This window comes from Paenibacillus tianmuensis, assembly GCF_900100345.1.
In the GTDB taxonomy this organism is placed as follows: domain Bacteria; phylum Bacillota; class Bacilli; order Paenibacillales; family NBRC-103111; genus Paenibacillus_G; species Paenibacillus_G tianmuensis.
Genome location: NZ_FMTT01000020.1, coordinates 1 through 24,417, shown reverse-complemented (window position 1 = coordinate 24,417; position 24,417 = coordinate 1). Strand labels below are relative to the sequence as shown.

At 55.5% G+C, this 24,417-nt stretch carries 24 protein-coding genes; 15 read left to right on the top strand and 9 right to left on the bottom strand.

From position 1 onward, the window contains the following. Positions 1–20 precede the first annotated feature (20 nt). Positions 21–2,684 (bottom strand): endo-beta-N-acetylglucosaminidase, encoded by a 2,664-nt coding sequence (locus tag BLO51_RS14560; RefSeq protein WP_090672959.1) that lies wholly within the window; start codon positions 2,682–2,684, stop codon positions 21–23. 318 nt (positions 2,685–3,002) lie between these two features. Between BLO51_RS14560 and BLO51_RS14555 the strand changes: the two genes are divergently transcribed. The 6 genes from BLO51_RS14555 to BLO51_RS14530 all read left to right on the top strand — a co-directional run bounded on the left by BLO51_RS14555 (position 3,003) and on the right by BLO51_RS14530 (position 9,542). Next, positions 3,003–4,619 carry a transporter substrate-binding domain-containing protein gene (locus BLO51_RS14555; protein ID WP_090672957.1) on the top strand — a complete coding sequence of 539 codons (1,617 nt, stop codon included), beginning with the start codon at positions 3,003–3,005 and terminating at the stop codon, positions 4,617–4,619. Continuing rightward, positions 4,612–5,970 carry a sigma-54-dependent transcriptional regulator gene (locus tag BLO51_RS14550; protein WP_090672955.1) on the top strand — a complete coding sequence of 453 codons (1,359 nt, stop codon included), beginning with the start codon at positions 4,612–4,614 and terminating at the stop codon, positions 5,968–5,970. The genes BLO51_RS14555 and BLO51_RS14550 overlap by 8 nt, the downstream gene beginning before the upstream one ends. Positions 5,971–6,201: 231 nt before the next feature. Beyond that, entirely contained in the window at positions 6,202–7,020 is an 819-nt protein-coding gene (locus BLO51_RS14545) for a transporter substrate-binding domain-containing protein (RefSeq protein ID WP_090672953.1), read from the top strand. A 38-nt stretch (positions 7,021–7,058) separates the two neighbouring features. Beyond that, positions 7,059–7,736, top strand: a complete 678-nt coding sequence (locus BLO51_RS14540) for an amino acid ABC transporter permease (RefSeq protein WP_090672952.1) — start codon at positions 7,059–7,061, stop codon at positions 7,734–7,736. Next, positions 7,733–8,503, top strand: a complete 771-nt coding sequence (locus BLO51_RS14535) for an amino acid ABC transporter ATP-binding protein (protein WP_090672950.1) — start codon at positions 7,733–7,735, stop codon at positions 8,501–8,503. The genes BLO51_RS14540 and BLO51_RS14535 overlap by 4 nt, the downstream gene beginning before the upstream one ends. Positions 8,504–8,543: 40 nt before the next feature. Next, complete coding sequence (locus tag BLO51_RS14530; RefSeq protein WP_090672948.1) at positions 8,544–9,542, top strand: agmatinase family protein; 999 nt, start codon at positions 8,544–8,546, stop codon at positions 9,540–9,542. A 110-nt stretch (positions 9,543–9,652) separates the two neighbouring features. On the opposite strand, the gene BLO51_RS14525 is transcribed toward BLO51_RS14530, so the two are convergent. Both BLO51_RS14525 and BLO51_RS14520 read right to left on the bottom strand, forming a co-directional pair. Further along, on the bottom strand, positions 9,653–10,408 hold the full coding sequence (locus tag BLO51_RS14525) for a J domain-containing protein (RefSeq protein ID WP_090672947.1): 756 nt from the start codon (positions 10,406–10,408) through the stop codon (positions 9,653–9,655). 28 nt (positions 10,409–10,436) lie between these two features. Beyond that, positions 10,437–11,084 (bottom strand): helix-turn-helix transcriptional regulator, encoded by a 648-nt coding sequence (locus BLO51_RS14520; protein ID WP_090672945.1) that lies wholly within the window; start codon positions 11,082–11,084, stop codon positions 10,437–10,439. A gap of 274 nt (positions 11,085–11,358) precedes the next feature. Here BLO51_RS14520 and BLO51_RS30355 point away from each other — a divergent pair, with 274 nt between their 5' ends. The 3 genes from BLO51_RS30355 to BLO51_RS14510 all read left to right on the top strand — a co-directional run bounded on the left by BLO51_RS30355 (position 11,359) and on the right by BLO51_RS14510 (position 13,067). Beyond that, positions 11,359–11,760: a hypothetical protein gene (locus BLO51_RS30355; protein ID WP_245719670.1), complete on the top strand. Its 402-nt coding sequence runs from the start codon at positions 11,359–11,361 to the stop codon at positions 11,758–11,760. Then, the gene (locus tag BLO51_RS30350) at positions 11,735–12,280 is read left to right on the top strand and encodes a hypothetical protein (protein WP_245719669.1); all 546 of its coding nucleotides are present in this window, start codon (positions 11,735–11,737) and stop codon (positions 12,278–12,280) included. The genes BLO51_RS30355 and BLO51_RS30350 overlap by 26 nt, the downstream gene beginning before the upstream one ends. Before the next feature lie 100 nt (positions 12,281–12,380). Beyond that, positions 12,381–13,067, top strand: coding sequence for a class I SAM-dependent methyltransferase (locus tag BLO51_RS14510; RefSeq protein ID WP_090672943.1), 687 nt, complete (start codon positions 12,381–12,383; stop codon positions 13,065–13,067). A gap of 82 nt (positions 13,068–13,149) precedes the next feature. Here the strand turns inward: BLO51_RS14510 and BLO51_RS14505 are convergent, their stop codons facing one another. The 6 genes from BLO51_RS14505 to coxB all read right to left on the bottom strand — a co-directional run bounded on the left by BLO51_RS14505 (position 13,150) and on the right by coxB (position 18,469). Then, positions 13,150–13,611 carry a DUF420 domain-containing protein gene (locus BLO51_RS14505; RefSeq protein WP_090672941.1) on the bottom strand — a complete coding sequence of 154 codons (462 nt, stop codon included), beginning with the start codon at positions 13,609–13,611 and terminating at the stop codon, positions 13,150–13,152. Positions 13,612–13,657: 46 nt separating this feature from the next. After that, positions 13,658–14,527 carry a cytochrome c oxidase assembly protein gene (locus BLO51_RS14500; protein WP_090672939.1) on the bottom strand — a complete coding sequence of 290 codons (870 nt, stop codon included), beginning with the start codon at positions 14,525–14,527 and terminating at the stop codon, positions 13,658–13,660. Positions 14,528–14,645: 118 nt separating this feature from the next. After that, positions 14,646–14,960, bottom strand: a complete 315-nt coding sequence (locus BLO51_RS14495) for a cytochrome C oxidase subunit IV family protein (protein ID WP_090672937.1) — start codon at positions 14,958–14,960, stop codon at positions 14,646–14,648. Beyond that, the gene (locus BLO51_RS14490) at positions 14,961–15,584 is read right to left on the bottom strand and encodes a cytochrome (ubi)quinol oxidase subunit III (RefSeq protein WP_090672936.1); all 624 of its coding nucleotides are present in this window, start codon (positions 15,582–15,584) and stop codon (positions 14,961–14,963) included. It abuts the gene before it with no gap. Continuing rightward, a complete protein-coding gene (gene ctaD / locus BLO51_RS14485; protein WP_167670212.1) occupies positions 15,581–17,392 on the bottom strand; it encodes a cytochrome c oxidase subunit I in 1,812 nt (603 codons plus the stop codon). The genes BLO51_RS14490 and ctaD overlap by 4 nt, the downstream gene beginning before the upstream one ends. 69 nt (positions 17,393–17,461) lie before the next feature. Next, complete coding sequence (gene coxB / locus BLO51_RS14480; protein WP_090672932.1) at positions 17,462–18,469, bottom strand: cytochrome c oxidase subunit II; 1,008 nt, start codon at positions 18,467–18,469, stop codon at positions 17,462–17,464. A gap of 294 nt (positions 18,470–18,763) precedes the next feature. Here coxB and BLO51_RS14475 point away from each other — a divergent pair, with 294 nt between their 5' ends. The 6 genes from BLO51_RS14475 to BLO51_RS31020 form a co-directional block, all read left to right on the top strand. After that, positions 18,764–19,477, top strand: a complete 714-nt coding sequence (locus tag BLO51_RS14475) for a YhcN/YlaJ family sporulation lipoprotein (RefSeq protein ID WP_090672930.1) — start codon at positions 18,764–18,766, stop codon at positions 19,475–19,477. Between the two features lie 141 nt (positions 19,478–19,618). Beyond that, on the top strand, positions 19,619–21,487 hold the full coding sequence (locus tag BLO51_RS14470; RefSeq protein ID WP_090672928.1) for a DEAD/DEAH box helicase: 1,869 nt from the start codon (positions 19,619–19,621) through the stop codon (positions 21,485–21,487). Between the two features lie 100 nt (positions 21,488–21,587). Beyond that, a complete protein-coding gene (locus tag BLO51_RS14465; RefSeq protein WP_090672926.1) occupies positions 21,588–22,178 on the top strand; it encodes a guanylate kinase in 591 nt (196 codons plus the stop codon). A 93-nt stretch (positions 22,179–22,271) separates the two neighbouring features. Further along, the gene (locus tag BLO51_RS14460; RefSeq protein WP_090672924.1) at positions 22,272–22,793 is read left to right on the top strand and encodes a DinB family protein; all 522 of its coding nucleotides are present in this window, start codon (positions 22,272–22,274) and stop codon (positions 22,791–22,793) included. Between the two features lie 55 nt (positions 22,794–22,848). After that, positions 22,849–24,045 carry a virulence factor gene (locus tag BLO51_RS14455; RefSeq protein WP_090672922.1) on the top strand — a complete coding sequence of 399 codons (1,197 nt, stop codon included), beginning with the start codon at positions 22,849–22,851 and terminating at the stop codon, positions 24,043–24,045. Between the two features lie 211 nt (positions 24,046–24,256). Beyond that, positions 24,257–24,417: terminase gpP N-terminus-related DNA-binding protein (locus BLO51_RS31020; protein ID WP_425415810.1), on the top strand; the 161-nt coding region annotated here is incomplete at its 3' end.

Here is a 24,417-nt window from a genome sequence, read left to right as displayed (position 1 = left end):
AGAGACGAGCGGCCTCCGTGCTATTTTGCCAATCCGTTCACTTCGAACTCGTAAATACGAGCGGCCGTATCGCCGCCTTGCGTCGCCTTATCGATCGTCAATTTCACGTATCTCGCCTTCGTCAGCGCGATCGGATGCTTGCTCTGCGCGGCCGTATTGCCTTGAACCTGAACCGCGTCGTTCCAAGTGCTGCCGTCGTTGCTGACTTGAATGTGGAAATCGCGGGTGTTGAACGCGGCCGCCTCACCGCCCGCTTCCGCATGTTTCACGACAAATTCGCTGATCGTGTAGCTCGCGCCCAGATCAACCGACAACCAGTGCGGCCCGCTGCCGAGCGCGCACCACTTACTGTTGCCCGTCACCTTGCCGTCGAAGGCGTAGGCTGCCGCCTCGTTCGGTCCGCAGGCGCCGTCCGCCGTCGCCGGCTTGTTCAGGGCGAGATTTTTCACCCCGCCGGCAGCGTCCCTGGTCACCGTAATGAACGCTTCTTTGGTTACGGTGCTGTCGCCTACCGAGTTCTTCGCCGTCAGCGTTACGCTGTACGTTCCTTCGGCGGCATAGGTGACGACCGGCTGCTTCTCGGTGCTAGTGGACGGCGTTCCGCCCGGGAACGACCATACCCGCTGCTCCGTCACCTCCGACGATTGGTCGATGAACGTCACCGGCTGTCCCGGCGCGACGAGCGTCTTATCCGCCGCGAACGCCGCTACCGGCTTCGGATACGCCGGCCAGGTCACCACGGTCTGCGCCGCTTTGCCGCGCCGTCCGTCCGCGCTGAGAGCGACGACTTCCAGCTTCGTCTGCGCTTCCGGCCCGATTCGGTGCATCATCGGCACGTAGTACACCCGGTTCGGGGTAACGCCGAGCAGCGCTTTGCTGCCGTCCGGCTTCACCCGGTACACCTCGAAATAGCGGACCGGACGCTCCGTCGCCGTCCATTCCAACCGGGCATCGCCGTAGATGCCGTCCTTGAACTCCGCTTCCTTCACATTCAGGCCGCGAACCTCGGGTACCGGGTTCGGATCGTCTTTCGCAGTATAGACGGAGAACTGCCCGATGTTGACCGAGAAGTCCGGAATCGTCTGCTTCGCGTCCGCATACAGAGAAATGGCGGCGATCCGCTTGCCGCGGTACGGATTCAGATTGAACGTCTGCGTATCCCACGTTCCGGGATGCAGGCCGCCCGCGTCGAGGAATACGAACTTCTCGGGCTGATCGGCGAACGACAGTCCCACCTTCAAATCCGCGTGCTTCGTCTGCGTCTTGAACGTAAGCGACAGCTTCGTGTTCTGCTCTACGAGCAAATCCGTCTTGTACAGCTTAAGATGCGTAGCGTTCTGCGGGCTGAGCGTTCCCGCCAGCTTCAAGGAGCTGCCGCCGTAATAAGCGGTCGTGAAGTCGAAGCTCGGCTTCAGCGCTTCCCCCTTGCTTTCCGCAATCCAGCGCCAGGTCGGCAGGACATCCTGCAAGCTCCGGTTGTTCCACGGCGTCGTCCGTACGACTTCCCCGCTCACAGCAAACAGTTGCCCGTTGCCCGTATTGAAATTCGTCGTAAACGGCAGGTCGTTCACCGGCGACTGTTCTACAACATAGTGTGCGATGCCCTTCCAATCCGCTGTGCCGGACGTGTTGGCCGGGTTGCCAGTCGGGCCGACCCAGAATTTGTTTTCCTTTGCATAAAATTGCTCTTGATTTTCCGACGAGTTGAACGCCCAGTCCGGGCGGTAAATGCCAAGCGACGTAACTGCTTTCTTGCCCTCGGGAAAGATCGCATTCCAGCTAATTTTCGTATCGTAGCCCTTCGCTTCGACATCGATGCCCGTGAACAGCTCGTACGGGCTGCGGCCCAGACTCTTGGCCTTACTCGCGGACGGCTCCAGCGAGCGCCACCAGAAATTCAGGAACATGCTGTCGGAGCGGCGTTCGCTGCCCTGCTGCAGGAACATTTGGTTGCGATCCGTCAGCGCGTTCTGCCAATCGATCGATCCGCTGGATGTCATCGAATCGTACCACATGATCTGCATTCCTGCCGGCTTCTTCGCCTGCAGGTAAGCGAGGAACTTCTGCATCGCCGCGGCGTCTTCCGTCGTGCCGCCTTCCGTCTCCTGGTTGATAAACCAGCCGTCGAAGCCGTAATAGTTCGCCACTTCTAGCAGCTTATCCGCCACCGGGAACGAACCGTCCGGATTTTGCCGGATCGTCTGCTTGACCCATTCGAACTTGCCCCCGTATACGCTCGGCGGGAAAAAGACGGTGCCCAGCACCGGAACGCCGTTCTTATGGGCCGCATCCGTCACGTCCGCGCTCGGCGGTACGATGATGCCTTCGCCCGACGATCCGCCCCAATAGACGAGCTTGTCGACGTAAGCCCAGTAGCCGAACGTATTCGCGTCGAACTTCTCCGACCCTTGCGACGGCACGCCGCTGGTTTGCCGGTTCATCGCCGAAAGCGCTGCCACTTTAGGCTCGACCGTAGCGTGCTTGTTAACCTGATATCCTGTGAATCGCTCCTGCAAAGCAATCGTGCTGCGGTTGAACTCCGCATCCTTGTCTCCTTGCGGCGTCCAACGGAGCAGATCCTCCGGGAACCAGTAGGATGAGTGCGGCTGTGCCGCTTGAGCACCCGCGGCAAACACCAGGCATGAGAACATGAACAGTAAAAGACCGGTCCATCGTTTTTTCATCGTGTTCCTCCCGTTTGGTATAAATTTCGGATTGTCCGGCATTCGATTCCGGGCATCCCCCTCCGCCCTTCAGAGGATTCGGAAACGCTTCAGGTTTCATTTTCCAGAAAGCGCCCCTTCCATCCCATTGTATGGAAAAACATAGCGCTTTCAAAAGTGGAATTATTAAAGATCCAGTGGACGAAATGAAGAAACTTGATCGATGAAGCGCTTTTGGAGATATAATATTAGGTAAAAGTCCGGCGAACGGACAGCGGAGCGAGCGGAATCGTTCCGGCCCGGATCTGACTCCCCCTCGGCAGAAAGGATCGAACATCTATGAAGCTTGTCAGACTTATTGCCTTTATTCCGATACTCTCCGTCCTGCTCCTATCCGTCATGTCTCCCCCAGCCGCCGCAGTCGATATCGTTCCTTCGGAGCCGCGCAAGGTGATGCGCGTCGCCGGAGACAACAATTTTCCGCCGTTCGAATTTGTCGCCAACGGCACGTTTCAAGGATTTAACGTCGATATGTTGAATGCGCTCTCGCTCGAAACCGGCATTTCGTTCGAATTTTATCCGATGCCCTGGAGCGAAGCGATCAAAGCGCTGGAAAGCGGCAAGGTGGATGCCGTCCAAGGGATGAAGTACAGCCGGGAGCGGGCCCAGAACTTCCGCTTCTCCGAGCCTTATTTTACAAGCTCGCAGGGTATCTTCGTCCGAAAGGACTCGTATTCCGTCCATTCGCTGACCGACCTGCAGAACCGCAAAATCGCCGTTCAGGAAGGCGACATCAGCAGCGAAGCGATGCAGCGCATTCCGAACGCCACTGTGCTCGCGGCGGAAAATCAGGAGGAAGCGATCCGGCTTCTGCTCGGCGGTCAAGTGGATGCTTTTATCGGCAACCAGATTACCGGCCAATACGTGCTGCAAAAAAACCGCCAGCAGGACCAGGTGAAGCTGGTCGGCGATCCGATCGCCCCGACGGACTACGGTCTTGTCGTGCTCAAGAAGAACGAAGCGCTGCTCGGCGAAATCAATCACGGGCTGCGCGAGCTGAAATCGAACGGCACCTATTCCAAAATCGAACGAAAATGGTTCGGCGAATATATTTATCCGTCCGCTCCGCGGCTGAAAGAGCTGCTGTCCTACGTCGTGGCGGGACTCGTAATTACGGCAGCCGTCCTGCTACTGATACTATGGTGGAACTTCACGCTCAAGCGGGAATTGAAAAAGCGGCTGGACGCCTACAAGAAGACGCTGGATGAGCTGGCCCGGCGGGACCGGCTGCAATCGCTCGGCCAATTGGTCGCGGGCATCGCCCATGAAATCCGCAATCCGATCACTTCGATTTTGTCGTATTCTCAGGCGCTGCCCTTCAAGTATGACAACAAGGAGTACCGCGAATTTTTCACGATGCACGTCACCGAGGAAGTGATGCGGCTGAACCGGATCGTGACGGAGCTGCTGGACTTCGCCCGCGAGAAGCCGCCCGAGAAAACGCTGTTTAAGCTGGAGGAGCCCTTGCGGGCCGTCGCTTTGTTTTTTCATAATCTCTTCGAGGAACGACGCATTGTCGTGCAGCTTGATGTGCCGGATTCCGCGTACGTGTGGGCGGATGCCCAGCAAATCAAGCAGGTGCTGATCAACCTGATCCGCAATGCCATCGACGCAATGCCGGGCGGCGGAACGCTCCGCATCGCCGCGCAGGAGCGGCAGCCGCTCGTCATTCTAGAGATCGAGGATACCGGGGAAGGGATCGATGCGGACGATTTGCCGAAAATTTTCGAGCCGTTCTTCACCAAAAAAGCGGGCGGCGTCGGGCTCGGGCTGTCGATCTGCTACCAGTTGGTGCGAGATAATCGCGGGGAAATCGAAGTGACGAGCGAAAAAGGAGCCGGAACCCGAATCGTATTAAAACTACCGAGCCAATTGGAGGAAGACGAGCATGCCTAAACCGAACCTGCTTATACTGGACGATGAAATTTCGATCTGCAAATCGCTTTCGTTTATTTTGGAAGACGATTACGAGGTTTATGCGTCCACCGACCCCGACGAGGCCATCGCCCTATTCTCCCACGTCGCCTTCTCGATCGCCCTGCTCGACCTGCGGCTCGGGATGCGCGACGGCATCGACGTGCTGAAGCAGATCCGCAGCGTCTCCCCCCGGACGGTCGTCATCATCATGACGGCGTACGGCAGTATCCCTTCGGCGGTGGAAGCAATGCGGCAAGGCGCGTTCTATTACGCTTCCAAGCCGATCGATATTCACGAACTGAAAGTACTGCTCGAAAAAGCGATGGAGCAGTTTCAGTTGCAATCGCGGGTCGAATGGCTGAACGAAGAGATTCAAAAAGCCTACGACGTACACGGCTTGATCGGGCACAGCGCGCAGATGCAGAACGTCTTCTCGCTGATCGACAAGGTCAAGAACATCGATTCCAGCGTCCTGATCATGGGCGAAAGCGGTACGGGCAAGGAACTGGTGGCGCGCGCGATTCATTTTGCTGGAGAACGGCAGAAGCAGGTCCTCTCGACGATCAACTGCGCTGCCATCCCCGCCAATCTGATCGAGTCGGAGCTGTTCGGCTATGAGAAGGGAGCCTTTACCGGCGCTGTGTCCCGGAAAACGGGCATTTTCGAAACGGCCAACGGCGGCACACTGTTTCTGGACGAGATTGGCGAGCTCGACATCGGGCTCCAGAGCAAGCTGCTCCGCGTGCTACAAGAGAAAGCCATCATGCGGATCGGCGGGCAGAAGGAAATCGCGATCGACGTCCGGATTATTGCGGCTACGAACCGGGATTTGAAGAAGGAAATTCAGCAGGGCAAATTCCGAGAGGACTTGTACTACCGGCTGAACGTCATTCCGATCCTGCTTCCGCCGCTGCGAGACCGTCTGGAGGACATCCCTTCGCTGATTCAGCACTTCATCAACAAAATCAACGAGCGTATGTCCAAGCAGATCAAAGGCATCGAGCCTGACGCGCTTCAACTGCTACTGGACTATCCGTTTCCTGGCAACGTGCGGGAGCTGCAGAACATCATCGAACGCTCGATTGCGCTGGCGGACGGCGACCGGGTGTCGGTTAGCGACCTGCCCGGAGACCTGCAGGCGAAGCCGACACAGCCTGCCGACAGCAAGCTTGTGCCCGTTTACGTCGGAGAAACGATGGAAGCAATCGAGCGCAAGGTCATTCTGTCCACGCTCCAAGCGATGGACGGCAACCGGCGCAGGACGGCGGAGACGCTCGGCATCGGAGAGCGCACGCTGCGCGACAAGCTGGCCCGTTACCGGGCCGAATAAGGACCGGGCGGCAAAAACCGCCCGGCAGATTTCGCCGCCCCGGCAAATTTCGCCGCTTTTTCTCCCCACTCCACCGCTGTTCCACCTGCTTACCGCTGTTCCACCTGTCCGCCGCTTTTCCGCCCTATTCGCTACCTCCCCCCTGCCGTTTGCGCGCCGAAACCTATTGGCACGATATTTGCTTATAGGAAAAGCGTAACGACAAAACCTACAAGCAGGGGGAATTATACAATGATGTTCAAACCAAAAATGCAGGCTTTTCTGGCAGTATTCTGTATGTTGATGCTCATGGTCTCGGCGTGCGGCAGCAAGCCTGACGCTTCGGCAGGACAGCAAGCTCCGGCAGCGGCTGCGAGCAGCGACGAAATCTTATCTAAAATCGCCAAAACGAAAACGCTTACGGTCGGCACGGACGCCACTTTCAAGCCGTTCGAGTACAAATCTGGCGATCAATTCGAAGGCTTCGACATCGACCTGATCCGTGCGGTGGCCAAAGAGCTAGGCGTCGACAAAGTCGAATTCGTGGACACCGAATTCAAAGGACTCATTCCGGGGCTGCAGGCGAAGAAGTTCGATCTCATCGTCTCGGCGATGTACATTACCGACGAGCGCAAGAAGACGATCGAATTCTCCGATTCGTATTTTCCGGGCGGCCTTTCGATCATGGTGAAGAAAGACAACGAAACGATAAAAGGCCTCGACGATCTGACCGAAAAAAAAGCGGCGGTGCAAATCGGCACGAAATCGGTCAAATTCGTGGAAGAAAGCCGCAAGAACATCGAGCTGGTCAAAGTGGAGAAAAACACGGAAATGTTCCTGGAGCTGGAAACCGGCAAGGTCGATGCGGTCATCACCGGATTCCCGGCCGCCAAAGCTTACGCCAAAGAAAAAGGCACAGTCAAAGTCCTGCCCCAAACGCTCACGGAAGAGTACTACGGCTACGGCATCCGCAAGGATAACCTGGAATTCGTGAAGGCTGTCAACGATGCGGTCAAGAAGGTCAAAGACAGCGGAAAGCACAATGAAATTGTTAAAAAATGGTTCGAATAGCCGAGCCGGCAGCTTAGCTCGCGATTAGGAGGGAAACTATGCAGCATTTCGACTTCAGCGTCCTTGGCGAGTGGCAGAATATCCGGCTGCTGCTGCAATCGTTATGGTATACGGTCATTTACACGCTGGGCGGGTTTGCGCTCAGCCTGATTATCGGGACGTTCATTTCGTTCGGACAAATGTCCAAATTCAAGCCGTGGAAATATATATCGCTCGCTTATCTTTCTTGGTTTCGGGGCACCCCGCTGCTGGTGCAGTTGTTCCTGCTCTATTACGGGCTGCCGATCGTGTTCGGTATCGATACGGTTCCATGGATATCCGGCGTCATCGCCCTGGGCATGTACAGCGGGGCGTACGCTTCCCAGGTCATCCGCGGAGCCATTCAATCGATCGACAAAGGGCAGATGGAGGCCGGGCGTTCCCTCGGCTTCTCCTATGCGCAGACGATGCGCAAGATCGTGATCCCGCAGGCGGTGATCCGTATGCTGGCGCCGATGACCAACGAGTTCATCTCGCTCACGAAAAACTCTTCCCTGCTGTCGACGATTACCGTCGTCGAGCTGTTCCGGCAGGCGAACCTGCTGATTGCCGACACGTACAAAACGATCGAGTTTTTGCTCGCGATTGCGATTCTGTACTATGTGGTCAACAACCTGATCGGGTTTATCGGCCTGCTGCTGGAAAGACGTCTCGGGACGGGGGATGATATGCGATGATACGAATAAACGGGATTCACAAATCGTTCGGAAGCAACCATGTGCTGCGCGGCGTCGATCTTCAGGTGCAGCAAGGGGAGGTCGTCGTCATTCTCGGGCCGTCGGGCTCGGGCAAAAGCACGCTGCTGCGCTGCATCAACTATTTGGAAACGTACGACAAAGGCAGCGTCGTCATCGAAGGAAAACCGATCGGCCGCATTCCCATGCAAGGACAGGGCGGTCAGTCCGTGGAAATGCCGCAGAAGGACCTGAATGCCGTCCGCCAGGATGTCGGCATGGTGTTCCAATCGTTCAACCTGTTCCCGCACAAGTCGGTGCTGCACAACATTACGATGGCTCCGGCCTCGCTGCGGGGGATGAACAAGGAAGACGCCGAACAATTAGCGCGGGAGCTGCTGCGCAAGGTCGGCCTGCAGGACAAGGCGGAAGCCCGTCCGTCCAGCCTGTCCGGCGGACAAAAGCAGCGGGTCGCCATCGCCCGCGCGCTGGCGATGAAGCCGAAGGTGATGCTGTTCGACGAGCCGACTTCCGCGCTCGACCCGGAGACGGTCGGCGAGGTGCTGCAGGTGATGCGCACCTTGGCGAAGGAAGGCATGACCATGGTCATCGTCACGCACGAGATGGGCTTCGCCCGGGACGTCGCGGACCGCGTCGTCGTGATGGACGGCGGCGTCATTATCGAGGAAGGCAAGCCGTCCGAAATTTTCACGAAGCCGACGCACCCGCGCACTCAAATGTTCCTGAGCCAAGTGCTCGAAAGCAAGTAAGTGGCCTCGTAAAATCGCACGAAGGAGAAAAAGAACCGTCATGCACAAATTCACTCATTTGCAGCGGCCCGGCGTTATGTTTACTCCGGGCGCAGGCGACCCGTATGTGACTCGGCTCTGCGACTGGATTACGGAATGGGACGGGCAGCGCCCGCTCGACGCCGCAATCGTCGGGGCTCCTCTGTCGAAAAGCTCGATCAGCTTCTCGGGCGCCCACCTGCATCCCGCTACGTTAAGACAGCTGTTCAGCGCCTTTACGACGTATAACTTCGAAGCGGATTTGGATCTGAGCAGCTTGCAAGTCGGCGACCTCGGAGATGTCGGCATGCACGTCACCGACATCCCGCAGTGCCACCGCAATATCGAACAGGCGTTTCAAGAAATTTCGCAGCAGCTCCCTTCCACGATCCCGTGTCTGGTGGGCGGCGACCATTCGATTACATTCCCGGCGCTATCAGGCATTCAGAGCGTGCGCAAAGAACGCATCGGGCTCATCCAGTTCGACGCCCACCTCGATGTCCGGGATACGGCCTACGGCGGCAGATCGAACGGAACGCCTATCCGCAGTCTGGTGGAGAACAGCGTCATCCGGGGCGAGGATATCGTGAATATCGGGCTGCGCAGCTTCGCCAATTCCAAAGCGTACCGCGACTTCGCCGAGCAGCAGGGCATTACGCTTTATACGGCAAGGCAGGTCCGGGAGGAAGGCATCAAGCCGATTTTGGAACGGACGATTCACGAGCTTGCCGCCAAGACGGATTCCGTCTACGTCACATTCGATATCGACGTACTGGACCAAGCCGATGTCCCCGGTGTGCCGGCGATCGGGCCGGGTGGTCTCTCGCCGGTGGACCTGTTCACGAGCGCTGAGCTGCTCGGGGAGTGGAATCGCGTCATCGGCATGGACATGGTCTGTGTGGACCCGAGCCGGGATACGCGCGATCGAACGTCGCGCATAAGCCTGCACGTCCTGCTGTACTTCTTGAGCGGACTCGCCAGACGACGGCTCGCGTTTAATGAAAGTGGTAAATTGAGGTAATAGAGGTGTGCAAGGGGGGTGGGGTATCCACTTCCGTATGTATCTCTATTTTTGTCAAAACCGCTTTCTCAACACTCTGAGACCTGTTGCCGTGACAGCAGGTCTCTTTGTCATAAGCTTGATTTGCCATGCATATAGTTGTCGTGCGCCTGCTTGACCCAATCGAACAAATAGGCGCTGCCTCCGTGATCCGGGTGAAGCTTTTTCATTAATGTCCGGTAGCGCTGTTTCAGCTCCTTGGGCGAGGCATCGTCCGCAGCGCCGATCACCGTCGAAAAGGGCACCGGTCCCCTGCTTGGCCCAGCCGTTCTCGCAGAATCCCTTGCAGAGTCCGACGAGCTGTCCCCGTAATGCCGGTTATACGACTTTTTCTCGTCCGATGCTTGCCGATGCAGCTCCTGAAATTCGGCTTCCAGCCTGTCGAGATACGGCTCCAGCTCCTCCTCCGCTCCAGACCATTCCCCTTCCCAGAATTCGTGCTCGAACCGTTCGTATAGCTCGTCGAACCGGTCCATCAGATCGTTCAGCATGATCATCGAAGCTCTGATCTTCTCCGTGAGACGGAAAATACGGATCACCTGATGCACTGCCCACTCGGGCATGTTCCCGGCAAAGGCGTGCAGCGCCCTGCTCATATATTTGTCGGGCAAGCGGGCATCCTCCCAAAACTCCAGCAAGGCCTGCTGCCGCTCATGGCTGAGCTTCTTTCCGATCTGTACAGCCATCGGAAGGCTGACGGCGCCTTTGCTTAGCTGGGTCTTCCAGCTTTCCGTCAAATTCGTCAGCGCCGCCACAACCGGGATCAACCGCTCATCCGTCACCGTAATCATCTCTGGGTCGGGGTAGCCCTTTATCGTATCGTCCATTCGCTGCACTCCTTTTCCGCTTCCAAGTCTAGGCCTGAACCGAGTTGATCATATACTGGCACTTCCGCCCGCCTTCGGCCATGCATTCCGTGCGCACAACGGGGACGGCAAGCAAAGCTTGAAACAGCGACAGCTCGCACTGGCAAGCCTGCCGGTAGCGGACGGCCACCTGATAGATCGGGCAGTTCGCTTCCTCGAAGACGAACGTTCCGTCCCCTCTCTTTTCTACCTTAACCATATACCCTTCCTGCTCCTGCAGCCGGGCCAGCCGCTCCACCCGCTTTTCCAAATCCAGGCCTTGAAACGAATCCCCATGCTTCTGCAGCCATTTCTCTTTCCGCCGATCGAACAAGCGGCTGACTTGGCTCCCCCCGAATTTATCCTTCACTTCGTCGATCAAATCGTTGACTAAGGCATCGTAGCCGTTCGCAAACAAAGCGCCCGCCTTTTCAGTAAGACTGTATAAATAAGTCGGTCTCCCCGCGCTTTGGCGTTGAATATTCGTCTGCACATATTGATCCTTTTGCAGTTCGTGAATATGGCGCCGAACGGCGACCCCCGATATGCCTAGCTGCTCCGCCGCTTCCTGAACGCTGATTTTGCCCCGCTTTTTTAACAAGATCAGAAGCGCTCTGCGGGTCGAGCGATCCTCTTGATGCAAGCTTCGAATGTTCACGGTTCGTTTACACCTGCCAGTCTTTCATCATTTTGATCTCCGGACGATTCCATTATTCCCCATTATATACCGAATGGAATAGTTTTGTACACGGAAAACTTTTTTGCTTTTAGGAAACTTTTATTAATACATTGTCCCCCAAATTGTTCCTCTTTCGAATTAAAAACAACTCATGACGGTGAAGGTCATTTTTATCGGGCGCTTGGAAAACTACTTCGAGAGATGGTAAAATATGTAGAACCTATCATTCTATCAGCCATAAGGGGATTGGATCATGAACCGAAGAAGATTGCAAATGGGTATGTGGAATGCATTCAGCGAAGAGAAAATGGAACGTTTCGGTTCCGATGCAATTAGCGGCATTGAAATTTGCCAGTATCGCGATAACGAAAGCTTACGGTATACAACGAAAGTCTGTAAAGAGAAGGGTCTTTCCTTTGGCATTCATACGCCGGTTTTCAGCGGACAGCCATACAGGCTCCCGCGGATTACATCCACAGACCGCGAGGAGCGGGAAGGAGCGGGAAGAAGCGTTGCGCTGTGTAGAACGGGAAGTCCGTACAGCAGCGGAATATGGCGCCGATTATATTTTGTTTCATTATCCTTTCGTGCCGATATTTCCGTTGGAAACGAAACACGTTTACTCGAATATGCCAAAGCCGGGCGAACGTTATGAAGCCGATCAGATCGATGCCGCGCTGTTTAGAGACATCTCCCTTCGATTGTTTAATGCGCTTTGTGAGCTTCAACACCGTTATGGGCAACATATCGTATTAGAGCATGATTTTTGGGGAGAGCATGAGAAACTGCTTACGATGATGTTCCGGGAGCACCCGGAGATTGGGCTAGTCGTGGATACGTCCCGGTTGGATGTTTCCGCGAGAGCGTTTCATACTGTCGAACCGATGCGTTGGCTTGAAGATATAGCGCCTTATGTTTATTTGGTCCATTACAGCAATGTCCGGTACGAGGAAGACCGGTTCATTCATCATCTTCCCGTTCTGCCGGAGCATGACGAGGATGATCGCTTTGGGGACGCCTATACCTATCTCGCCTACCTAGCGCAGCGGAACGAACGGTTTCACGTAACCTTCGAACATCACGCCAGTCTTATCGACCGCGATCTTCTGCTTGAGCTTTATGCCCGAACGGAACGGCTGTTCAAAAGCTCTCTAGAAGAGTCCGCCCCGGCCTAAGCGGATAAATACACAAACGGGTTTTACTCCCCCTTGACCTTCACGTAACGGAAAGGTGTACGCTATCGGTGCAACGACATCTGATGAAGGAGAGGTACTTATGCCGAATCATGATCACATTTATGCCGAGCAAGCCGGGCGCTACCACCGCTTAGTCAGCAAGCAAGCCGAACTGGCGCATATCGTGCAATCCATCAAGCCGTTCGCAGGACTCGACATCGTCGATATGGGCGCGGGAAGCGGCAGGTTTTCGTCCGTCTTGATCGGACAAGCGCGGTCGCTGACGGCAACCGATGCATCCGCCGCGATGCTGGACGTCTTGAAGGAACGCATTGCCGAAGCGGACCGTCCCCGCCTGCGTACAGTCGTCGCGGATCACCGCGAGCTGCCGTTGCCGGACACCAGTGCGGACTTGATCGTATCCGGTTGGAGTCTGTGCTACTTGGCGAACAGCAACGATCCGATATGGTCGTCCAACTTGGAGCGCATCCTGCAGGAAATAAACCGGGTGCTTCGTCCCGGCGGAACCGTCATCATCTTCGAAACGATGGGCACAGGCTTCGAAACGCCGAATCCGCCCGATTTTCTCTTGAGCTATTATGCGGCTTTGGAGCGGCAGTATGGCTTTACCCACCGATGGATCCGCTCGGATTATACATTCGAGAGCCAGAGTGAAGCGGAAGAGCTTACCCGCTTTTTCTTCGGCGATGAACTGGCCTCCCAAGTCGCCGCAAAAGGCTGGACGACCGTTCCCGAATGTGCCGGCATCTGGTTCAAGCATCACTAAATATTCCCGGCAATGCAAAGAGGCTGTTCTCCCCGAGCGGTATCCCTCTCGGACAGACAGCCTCTGTTTAGTTTAGAACGGCCTACAGCCCCAAAATCGCATCAATCATCGACTTCATCTCCCCGCCCGGGTACAGCAGGTAGAGCAAAATGTACACGGCCACACCGGTCGGCGCGGTCAGCAGCCACATCACTGCCGTCCAGCGGCCGATTTTGCGGTGCTTCGCAAACCTCTTATTGAACGCGTGCAGCAGTGTCACGATGCCAAAAACGCCTGCGAGCGTTGCGAGCCCAATATGGAAAAACAAAAACAAATGATAAGCCAGCTTCAAGTTCTCCGGTCCGCCGAAAGACGTATTACCGACAAAGATCGTCCGGCTGGCATAAATCAGAAAGAACGCCAGCGCAAATCCAGAGCCCCAAAGCATCAGCTTTTGGTGCGTTTCCCGGTTCCCCTTCACAATGTGGTACCAGCCGAACGCGACAAAGACGGCGCTTATCACAATAAAAGACGTACTAATCGTTGGCAAAATCGCTATTTTCACGTGTATCCCACCCGTTCACTTCGCAATAAACATTCCACCTTGCCCATTAGGCCCGATTGGCGCTCCCTGCCGGAAAATAAGACTCGTCGGGGAGCTCGTCGTCCTGCTTGCGCTCCCTCCGATACCAACGGAAGAAGGTAAAGCCCAAAGCCATACCGTACACAATCTCCTGCACGATCTTCATGATGACGCCGCCAAGCTGCTGATCGTCGAGCATCGGCAGTAGCAAGAGCTGCTCCGGAACGGCCGCATACATCGCATACATCGGATCTCTGGCGAAAATAATCAACGCACAGGCCGGCGTCAGCAAAATCCCGTTTACGAAGATGTACGCCATCCGTTTCATCTCGGACATGGTGTTGTATTCCGGCAGCGGGCAAAACACTGGGAACCACATTTGGAAAGCGGCCAGCAGGAAGAAGATTTTATAAACGAACAACGCTGTGGCGTTGGCCATCAAAGCATCCATGATCATCGGAATGTGATACATCGAGAAAATGAAGTTAAATAGAAACAGCGACAGCAGCGGATTCGTCAAAAAACGCAAGACCCGTTTGGCTGCCTCTCCTTTTAACGCGGGGCGCAGCAACCACCCGGGCAACCCGAGCAGTAAACATGGCGGCATGACCAGATACAGAATCGACTGCTGGAACATATGAACGCTGAAAAAGTAGTGATGGCCGTAATAGGAAAGCGGGCTGCCTTCCGCCGCGTACCATAAAGCCAGTCCGAACCAGAACCACAGCTTTTGTTTCAATGCTACCGGCTCGCTATTCGCAAAGTCTTTACGCCAGCGGCCTACCGCAAGCGTATATAATACACCGACAACAATCAACAGCAGCAAAAAACCGGGGCTCCATAATGCAGCAAATGTAGGGCCGGTTTCGTGCCCTCCATGGGACATCGTAGGGTCCAAGACGATTATGCTCCTTCCCAACCCGGTCTTTGCGCCGGGAATTGTATCGAAACGGTGAAAATGTCTACCGTTACGCAAAAGAGAGGGGCTTACGTAACGCAGCCGCCTCTCCTCTATCTTACCACCAAACCCAATATACGGCCATGATGACCGCCGTTAATGCGATAAACGCGCCGAATGCCAATCCGATGATCGGGAAGAAATGCCCCCGGTCTTTCATGTGCATCCAATAGGCCAATTGGAATATAATCTGAACAATCGCCAAGCCGACGATAAAGAACAAAATAAACGAACGGTCCAACCCGCCGTACAGCACGACGGCAAATGCCAGCATCGTGAGTACGATGGAGATAATGTACGACAAGTAGTGATTCCTCGGACCTTCCAAACGATGACGATCATCGGCAGACGATGAATGGTGTTGGTTGCTCATTTATGGACCCACCTTCCCCATCAGGTATACGACCGTAAAGATGAATACCCAAATGACGTCGATAAAGTGCCAGTATAAGCCGGCGACGTAATATTTGGGCGCCGTGACTACAGTCAAGCCTTTCTTGAAGCCGTTGATAATCAAAAGCGAGATCCACAGAACACCAAAAGCAACGTGAGCGCCGTGAAAGCCTACCAATGTATAGAAGGAGGTAGCGAACGCGCTTTTCGTGAACGTATGACCTTCATTGACGTAGTGTACGAACTCGTAAATTTCAAGGCCCAGGAAGGCAAGACCGAGCAATACGGTAACGGCCATCCAAGCTTGAAGCTTTTGGAACTGGTTGCGGTGCAGCGCCATCGTGGCGAACACACTGGTCAAAGAACTGGTAAGCAAGATGAACGTCGATATACCGACCAAGTCGAGCGAGAACAAATGCTGAGCCGTCGGGCCGTCCGGCACCTGATTGCGCAGTGCGATGTAGGAGGCGAAGAGCGAACCGAACAGTACGCACTCGCCGCCAAGGAACAGCCAGAAGCCTAGAACTTTATTTTTGCCTTCTAATGTTGCCGTTTCTGCGTGAGGTGGCAAAGCGCCGCCCACTTCATGATGTGCTGCACTCATGCCTTCGCCCCCTTATCGTTTAATTCCTCCGGTTCGATATGGAAACCGTGATCATCATACACCGAACGGAAGAACATGCAGATTAACGTCATACCGATACCGAGGATGCTGACAATATACGTGTGATACATAAATCCGTACCCTGCGACGAACAAGCCGACAGACATCAGGAACGGTAGAATCGAAGGCGACGGCATGTGAATCGAACCAATCGGTTCGGCCGGCGTCATTTCTTTGTTGCCTGCCATTTTTTCTTTCCAGAATGCGTCATATCCGCGAACAAGCGGAGTTTGCTTGAAGTTGTACTCCGGCGGCGGCGAAGGAATCGTCCACTCCAGCGTACGAGCATCCCACGGATCGGCCGGGGCATCCATCGGTCTTCTTAAGGAGGCAAAGATGTTGATCAAGAAGATAATCGTACCAATCCCCATCAGGAACGCGCCGATGGTACTGATAAAGTTCCCTTGCTCGAGTCCAGCGTCCGCCTGATACGTAAACACGCGGCGCGGCATCCCCATCAAGCCCAAGAAGTGCTGCGGGAAGAACGTCATATGGAACCCGATAAAGAAAGTCCAGAAATGAATTTTACCAAGCGTCTCGTTCAGCATGCGGCCGAACATTTTCGGCCACCAGTAGTACGAAGCCGCGAACAAGCCAAGTACGAGACCCCCTACGATAACGTAGTGGAAGTGAGCTACGACAAAGTACGTGTCATGGTACTGGAAGTCGGCTGCCGGTACGGCAAGCATAACCCCGGTAACTCCACCCATAACGAACGTCGGGATAAAAGCCGTTGCGAAAATGTTCGCCGTTGTGAAACGGATTTGTCCGCCCCACAGGGTGAACAGCCAGTTAAAGATTTTGACCCCGGTCGGAACCGCGATCGCCATCGTGGCGACCCCGAAGATCGCATCTCCGACGGGACCGATCCCTGTCGTAAACATATGGTGAGCCCAAACCATGAAGCCCAAGAACCCGATCAGCGCTGTAGCGAATACCATCGAGCTGTAACCGAATAACCGCTTTCTGGAGAACGTCGCAACGACGTCAGAGACGATACCAAAAGCCGGCAGGATCAAGATGTAAACTTCGGGGTGCCCGAAAATCCAGAAAAGGTGTTCCCACAGTACCGGATTACCACCCTTGGCTATATCAAAGAATGCGCCGCCAAAAATCCGATCGAACATCATTTCGACAAGCCCTACCGTAATGGCCGGGAAAGCGAAAAGAATCAGCAAAGAAGTAATGAATGCAGTCCAGGTAAACATCGGCATTCTCATGTAAGTCATGCCTGGCGCACGCATGTTGATGATCGTGACGAGAAAGTTAATCCCCCCGATCAGCGTACCAAGACCTGCGATCTGCAAGCCGAGAACGTAGAAGTCTACGCCCTTGAACGCGCCGCTTGGATCAATGATGCCTGCAAGCGGCGGATAAGCCGTCCAACCCGCTGCCGGCGCGCCGCCGAGAAACCACGACGTGTTCAGCAGCACGCCGCCGAAGAAGAATAACCAGAAGCCCAGCGCGTTCACGAACGGGAACGCTACGTCGCGAGCTCCGATCTGAAGCGGTACGATCGCATTCATGAAAGCGAAGATGACCGGCATCGCCGCAAGGAAGATCATCGTCGTACCGTGCATGGTTGTCAATTGGTTAAACGTATCTCCGAAAAAGATTTTCTGATCGGGGTAAAGCAGCTGAACCCGGATCAAGATGGCCTCAATGCCGCCCAGCAAGAAGAAGATGCCGCCCGCAATCAAATATAAAATTCCGATCTTTTTATGGTCCACCGTGGTAAGCCAATCCATCAGCCCGGTGTACCGTTTTGCCGTGTGTCCGTGAGCCACCGTATAAACCTCCTTTTTCCGCGATGCTCGTTACTTTAACTTCAACGAATACAAGTATTTGATTACTTCACTGATTTCGTCATCCTTCAATCCGACAGTAGGCATCTTATTGCCCGGTTTCACCGATTGAGGATCGGAGATCCACTCCTTCAAACTTTGTTCGTTGTGCGGCAAAATACCAGCAACGAGCTCACGGGAAGCAAAGCCGTTCAAGTTGGGACCTGCACCGAGTCCCTGCGTGTTAACCGCGTGACAGGACAAACAGTTGTCTTTGAAGATCTGCTCGCCTTTCTTCGCATCGGCCGGAATGGCCGTAGGCGTTTTCATTTTGGCGACCCATTGATCGAAATCGGCTTGTTCCATCGATTTCACTTTAAAGTCCATCAAGGAGTGAGAGGCGCCGCAAAGCTCCGCGCACTTCCCTTTGAAGACGTCCACTTCGTCTGCTTGTAAGTAGTACACGTTGGTCATGCCCGGGTTCGTGTCCATCTTACCGCCAAGCGACGGAACCCAGAAGGAGTGCTTCACATCGGAAGCGGTTAATTCAAAGGCGATCTTTTTGTTTGTTGGAATGACTAAGTCTTGAGCTGTTGCGATCCCCAACTCCGGATATTCGAATTGCCACCAGAAGGCGTGAGCCGTCACTTTAACGTGCAGCGCTTCTTTGTTGTCTCTGTGGTCTTCCAAAAGCTTAAAGGTGTACTGTACGGTAGGAACGGCCAAAATGAGGAGCAAAATGATCGGAATAACCGTCCAAATAATCTCCAGTGTATGGCTGCCTTCCACCTGTTTCGGAATGATGTCTTTATCGCCTTTTTTCTTTCTGAAGCGGACCAAGACATACAAATAAAGGACAAAAACGACCACGACAACCAGAAGCATGATCCCGAAGCTTAGCTTCATCAGGAAGAGCTGATCTCTGGCCACCGGACCCCTTGGCTTTAAGGCGGAAATCGTCTGGTCTCCACACCCCGTTAACAGCAACATCATCAACCCAAAAAGAGGGGTGAATCGCCACAGATTTTGCCATCGAATCATCTTAATCAATCCCACCTTATAAAGCAAATATTTTTCGATCAAAATAGGTCATAACTTGTCAATGAACCTAATCACCATATTAACTATAAATTCGGACCTGTTTTTTGTCAATGAATCTGAAGAAGTTCACAAATTGTTCGGAACTCTCGAATTTGCTGGGGTTAAGCGTTTTCGCCTCTACTTGGTTATTTCCATATAGCGGTTTTTTTATGCATCATTTGGACCTCGCTTTCCTGCGCATAAATCGTCCCCGATAATCAATCCTAAGAAGGAGATTTTCAAAGGAGGGCAATTATGATGCGTTATTTCCGATGGATCGGACCGGCGGCCGTCTTGAGCCTCGCCATGACGATGACCGGCTGCTTTTCATGGTACGACTACAACAGCGCAAACAATTACGGCAGCAAGCGGGATATGCCGAGGCAGGACACGTCGCGCGCTTATCAAACTCAGCAGCAGTATGCCCCCGTTTCCCACAAAGTAACCAAACTGGAAATGAATCAGCATTTGTCCGATCAGGTGACTGCTATGGACGGAGTCAGCAGCGCGATCGTTATGATGGGCGATAATACCGCCTACGTCGCCATCACGATCGACAGTACCGCCAGCGGGACGCGGGGAGGCGACGTCGCCGGGAGGGAAACCAACAGCTACGGATTGGTCAAAGGGCTGTACAGCACGTACGGAGATCAAAGCGACTATGCCCCGCCCGACCAGTTGATCAGCGGCAGCAGCGGCGCGGAGACGGAAATGCACCACGAGCATTTGTCGCATTTGTTCAAACAGAAGATCGCAGAAAAAATTCGCCTGAATCAGCCGACGGTACATGACGTCTATATTTCGGCGAACCGCATCGTCGTCAACGCGTTCAACCGGATGGCGCAGGACAGCTGGAGCGGAAGAAGTCTGGAACCGTACCACCCCCAATTCGCGGAAATGATGGAACGGACGTTCGGAACGGACGTTACGGTTCCGAATCAAGCGGAAGGGAACGGCCGGGAGTATTGAGGCTTAACTCCCGCGGAAAGCATGCTGCACCCGGCCTTTTTAGCCCCGTGCAGTTTCTTTTTGCCGCCGGTTCCTGTAGAATTGCATTTATAATTGAAGGTTCTCTTAGAAGAATAATTCGAATTACAGGGAGATAATATAATGAAGAAAAATAATTTTGCCCTGCTCGGGATCGGGAGCGACTTGGCCGAGGCCATGCAAAAACATGGATACGACGAGCCGACGCCGATCCAACGCGAGGCGATCCCGGTTGCTCTTGCCGGGCACGACATCATCGCTCAAGCGCAGACAGGAACGGGCAAAACGTTGGCTTTTGCGCTGCCGATCCTGGAAAACGTCAATCCTGATAACCCTAACGTGCAGGCGCTGATCGTTACCCCGACCCGTGAGCTTGCCATTCAAATTACGGAAGAAATCAAGCGCTGGGCTCCGCTCAAAGGCTTGCGCGTGCTATCGGCCTACGGAGGTCAAGATGTCGAGCGTCAGATCCGCAAGCTGGAAGGAAATATACATATCATTGTAGCGACGCCCGGACGGCTCCTCGATCATCTACGCCGGGAAACGGTGCAGCTTCATAAGCTGTCCGTTCTCGTTCTGGACGAAGCGGATCAAATGCTGCACATGGGCTTTTTGCCGGAGGTCGTGGAAATTATTTCGGTAACTCCGAGCCGCAGGCAGACGCTGCTGTTCTCGGCTACGATGCCTCCGCGCATCCGTCAGCTGGCCAAAGAGTACATGCGGCAGCCGGTTGAGATCGAAGTGAAATCGAAACGCGTGACGCTGGACGAAATCGAGCAGGTCGTGATTCAGACCACCGACCGCGGAAAGCTGGAAGCACTCTGTAAATTGATCGACGAAGAAAATCCGTATTTGGCGATGATCTTTTGCCGTACGAAGCTTAGAGCGAGCAAGCTGATGAACGAGCTGGCGGAACGCGGGTATTCGTGCGACGAACTGCACGGAGACTTGACACAGGCGAAGCGCGAGCAGGTCATGAAGCGATTTCGCGAGGCCAAAATCCAGCTGCTTGTAGCAACCGATATTGCGGCGCGTGGGCTCGACGTCGAAGGCATCACGCACGTGTTCAACTACGACATTCCGCATGATGCCGAAAGCTACATTCACCGCATCGGGCGGACGGGACGCGCGGGCCAGACGGGAAAAGCGATTACGTTCGCCACGACGCGGGATGCCATGTACTTGGAGCAGATCGAGCGGGGCATTAAGGCGACGATCGCGAAGCAGCCAGGCAAAGCTGCGGCAGAGCGTGGCGATGCGGACGCGGGAGCTGGCGCGGCGCGCGGGCGACGTGGCGGCGCGGACGCGAACGCGGGTGCTGCTCGAGGGCGACGTGGCGGCGCGGACGCGAACGCGGGTGCTGCTCGAGGGCGACGTGGCGGCGCGGATGCGAGCGCGGGTGCTGCGCGCGGGCGGCGGAGCGGCGCGGACGCGAGCGCGGGTGCTGCGCGCGGGCGACGTGGCGGCGCGGATGCGAGCGCGGGTGCTGCGCGCGGGCGGCGGAGCGGCGCGGACGCGGGAGCTGGCGCTGCTCGAGGGCGACGTGGCGACGCGGACGCGGGAGCTGGCGCAGCGGGCAGGCGACGTGGCGGCGCGGACGCGGGAGCTGGCGCAGCGCGCGGACGACGTGGCGGCGCGGATGCGAGCGCGAGTGCTGCGCGCGGGCGGCGGAGCGGCGCGGACGCGGGAGCTGGCGCAGCGCGCGGACGACGTGGCGGCGCGGATGCGAGCGCGAGTGCTGCGCGCGGGCGGCGGAGCGGCGCGGACGCGGGAGCTGGCGCAGCGCGCGGGCGACGTGGCGGCGCGGACGCAGCGGCGGGCGCTGCTCGCGGACGGCGTGACGGCGCGGGAGCTGGCGCTGCTCGCGGGCGCCGGGGCGGCACGGACGCGAATGCGGGCGCTGCTCGCGGGCGGCGTGACGGCGCGGACGCGAACGCGGGTGCTGCTCGCGGGCGACGTGGCAGCGGAGACGGCAGGCAGCGGAATCGCTGAAACGCTTTCAAAAGCATCTTTACCTCCTCTGAGAAACCATGTAAAATAAAGGCTAGGCACTCGGTAAGGAACTGCGCTTCCCAAATGAAGGAGGGTTTCTATGTACGAACTGAAAGAAAAGGAACTCATTTTTGTATTCACGGGTCCGAATGGAGCCGGTCGCCGAACCGTCGCTCAGATGTCCGGCAGTACGCTCGGCATCAAACAGGTAATTTCGTACACGACCCGCCCTCCCCGCTCTTCGGAGGTAGACGGGCAAGACTACCATTTCGTCACTCGGAAGCAATTTGAGGAAGCCGAAGCAAACCGGAAGTTCATCGAAGTGATCGAATTGGATGGGAACCGGTACGGGGTCAAAGAATCCGACGTCGCCGACATGGTCCAAAAGCACGGGGCTGTCTACTTGATCTTAAACCGTCAAGGCGCGGAGACCCTGAAGTCCCTGTACAGCGATCGAGTTGTGCGAATCTTCATCTACGCCGATCGGGAAACGGTCAAGCGCCGCGAGGTGGAGCGCGGGGATTCGCCCGAGCTCATCGACCGCTATATGTCGCATTACGAGGAAGAAATGGCGTATAAAGACTCCTGTGAGCACACGTTCGAAAATTTGGATCTGGCTCATACCGTCTTTGATCTCACCAAAGCGTTGGACGACAACTACCTTCACCGCAATTTGCTTGATCTGGATTAAGATTTACACCCAAGCTAATGCAGACAAGAGACCGGCCTGCTCTTTCGAGAGCGTCGGTCCTTTTTATTCAACCCGGAGGAGAGAAGCCGAACGATGAGCAGACCAGAAGCTACAGAATATGGAGCGCACTATCAAGAGTATATTGCACAGGTTCCTGATGGGGATATTCAGGAACTGCTCCGCATCCAACTGAAAGCAACGACCGAGCTGCTCCACCCGCTGACCGAGGAACAAGCCCTCTTTCGTTATGCCGAAGGCAAATGGAGTCTGAAAGAAGTACTCGGCCACGTCACGGATACCGAGCGGGTCTTAAGCTACCGCTTGCTGTGCATCGCGCGTGGCGATCAGACCCCGTCCCCTTCCATGGACGAGCATCTCTATGTCTCTGGTGCAAAATTCGATGACTTGCCACTTACTTCTCTATTGGCAGAATTTGCAGCAGTCCGGCAGGCGACACTGACCCTGCTTGTGGGCTTGCGTCCGGAAGCCTGGCTGCGCCAAGGAACGGCGGCGGATTGTAATACATCCGTGCGAGCCTTGGCCTATATTATCGCGGGGCACGAGCTTCACCACGTTCGAGTCATCCAAGAATGTTATCTCGCGGTACAGCCATAAATCCAGATCCACACGAACCAAAATCCGAACAATCAGGCAGACAGGAGGTATGACCATGCCTATTCTCTCAATCGAACCAACGCCTAGCCCGAATACCATGAAAATCAATTTGGATACTTCCTTGCCAAAAGACGTTCGCGAAACGTTCAACCGCGAGCAAGCTGGCCAACTGGCAGATCCTCAGCTTCGGCAGCTGCTCGCCATTGATGGCGTCAAAAGCTTGTACCGCGCGGCGGATTTTATCGCCCTGGACCGGATAGCCAAGGGCGATTGGCAGCACATTCTCGCCGAAGTTCGGGACATCATTGGCGTCGCGCCGTCCAGCGCAGCGCAAAACCAGACAGAAGCAGCCGCACAAAAGCCCGCTTCCCCGGACAACCCGGCGAAAACAACCGATGCGACATTCGGCGAAGTCAAGGTGCTTCTGCAGCATTTTCGCGGCATTCCGCTGCAGGTTCGGGTAACGAATGGCGCGGAAGAACGGCGGGCCGCCCTGCCCCAACGGTTTAGCGACGCCGCCGTCCGCGGGGCGGCAGCCGCGCCGAACCTGATCAAAGAGCGTTCCTTGGACGATTGGGATACGCGCTACGGCGAGCTTCAGGACGTCTTGGACGAAGTGGTTCAGGAGCTGGACGCCGCCTACAGCGACGATCAGCTCGAACGGCTGATTGCCCAAGCCGAGCAGGGCCCGGCTCAAGGCGATGTGAAGGAGCTGGCGGCTTCCGGCCGTACGACGCTGAGCTATGAAGAAACTGAGCGAAAGCTGCAGGACCCCGATTGGAAGCAGCGATATGCGGCACTGGAGCAGATCAAGCCCTCCGAGGAAACACTGCCGCTGCTGCTCAAAGGTCTGGAGGACGAACGTTCGACGGTCCGGCGCTTGGCCACCGTCTATTTGGGGGATTTGAAAGAACCGCATGTGCTTCCCTACCTGTACCGTGCTTTGCGCGACTCTTCCTCCTCCGTCCGCCGGACCGCGGGGGACACGCTGTCGGATATCGGGGACCCCGCAGCACAGGATGCGATGGTCGGAGCTTTGCAGGATTCCAACAAGCTGGTGCGCTGGCGGGCAGCCCGCTTCCTTTATGAAGTAGGCGACGAAGGAGCGATCCAAGCCCTGCAAGCGGCTCAGGACGACCCGGAGTTTGAAGTGCGAATGCAGGTGCGCATGGCGCTGGAGCGCATCGAGGGCGGCCAGGCGGCCGTCGGATCGGTCTGGCAGCAGATGGCCCGACGCAATGAAAATGCATGAACGACAAAAGGCCAAGCCAACGGATAACCACCAGAGGCTTGGCCTTTTTGCCATCTACTTAATCGCATCCATTGCTTTTAAGCCTCCAACACGGCTACAGCCGTGGGACTCTTTGCTATATAAGTTGAACTAAAGACCTTAGAAATCTATGGTAAGGAAATTCATACCTACTTGTCGAATAAGTAATGAAACATGAACAGACAGGCAGGGAATGAAGATGGAAAACGCACAAAAATTAGAAGAAGTTAAGCAAGCGATGAAAAAAGCAAAAGATCGCCGCATGTACGAGCGTTATCAGGCGCTATATTTATATTTGCAAGGTACCCGGGCGGAAGCGATTGCGCCTATTTTAAACCGAAGCGTTCAAACGGT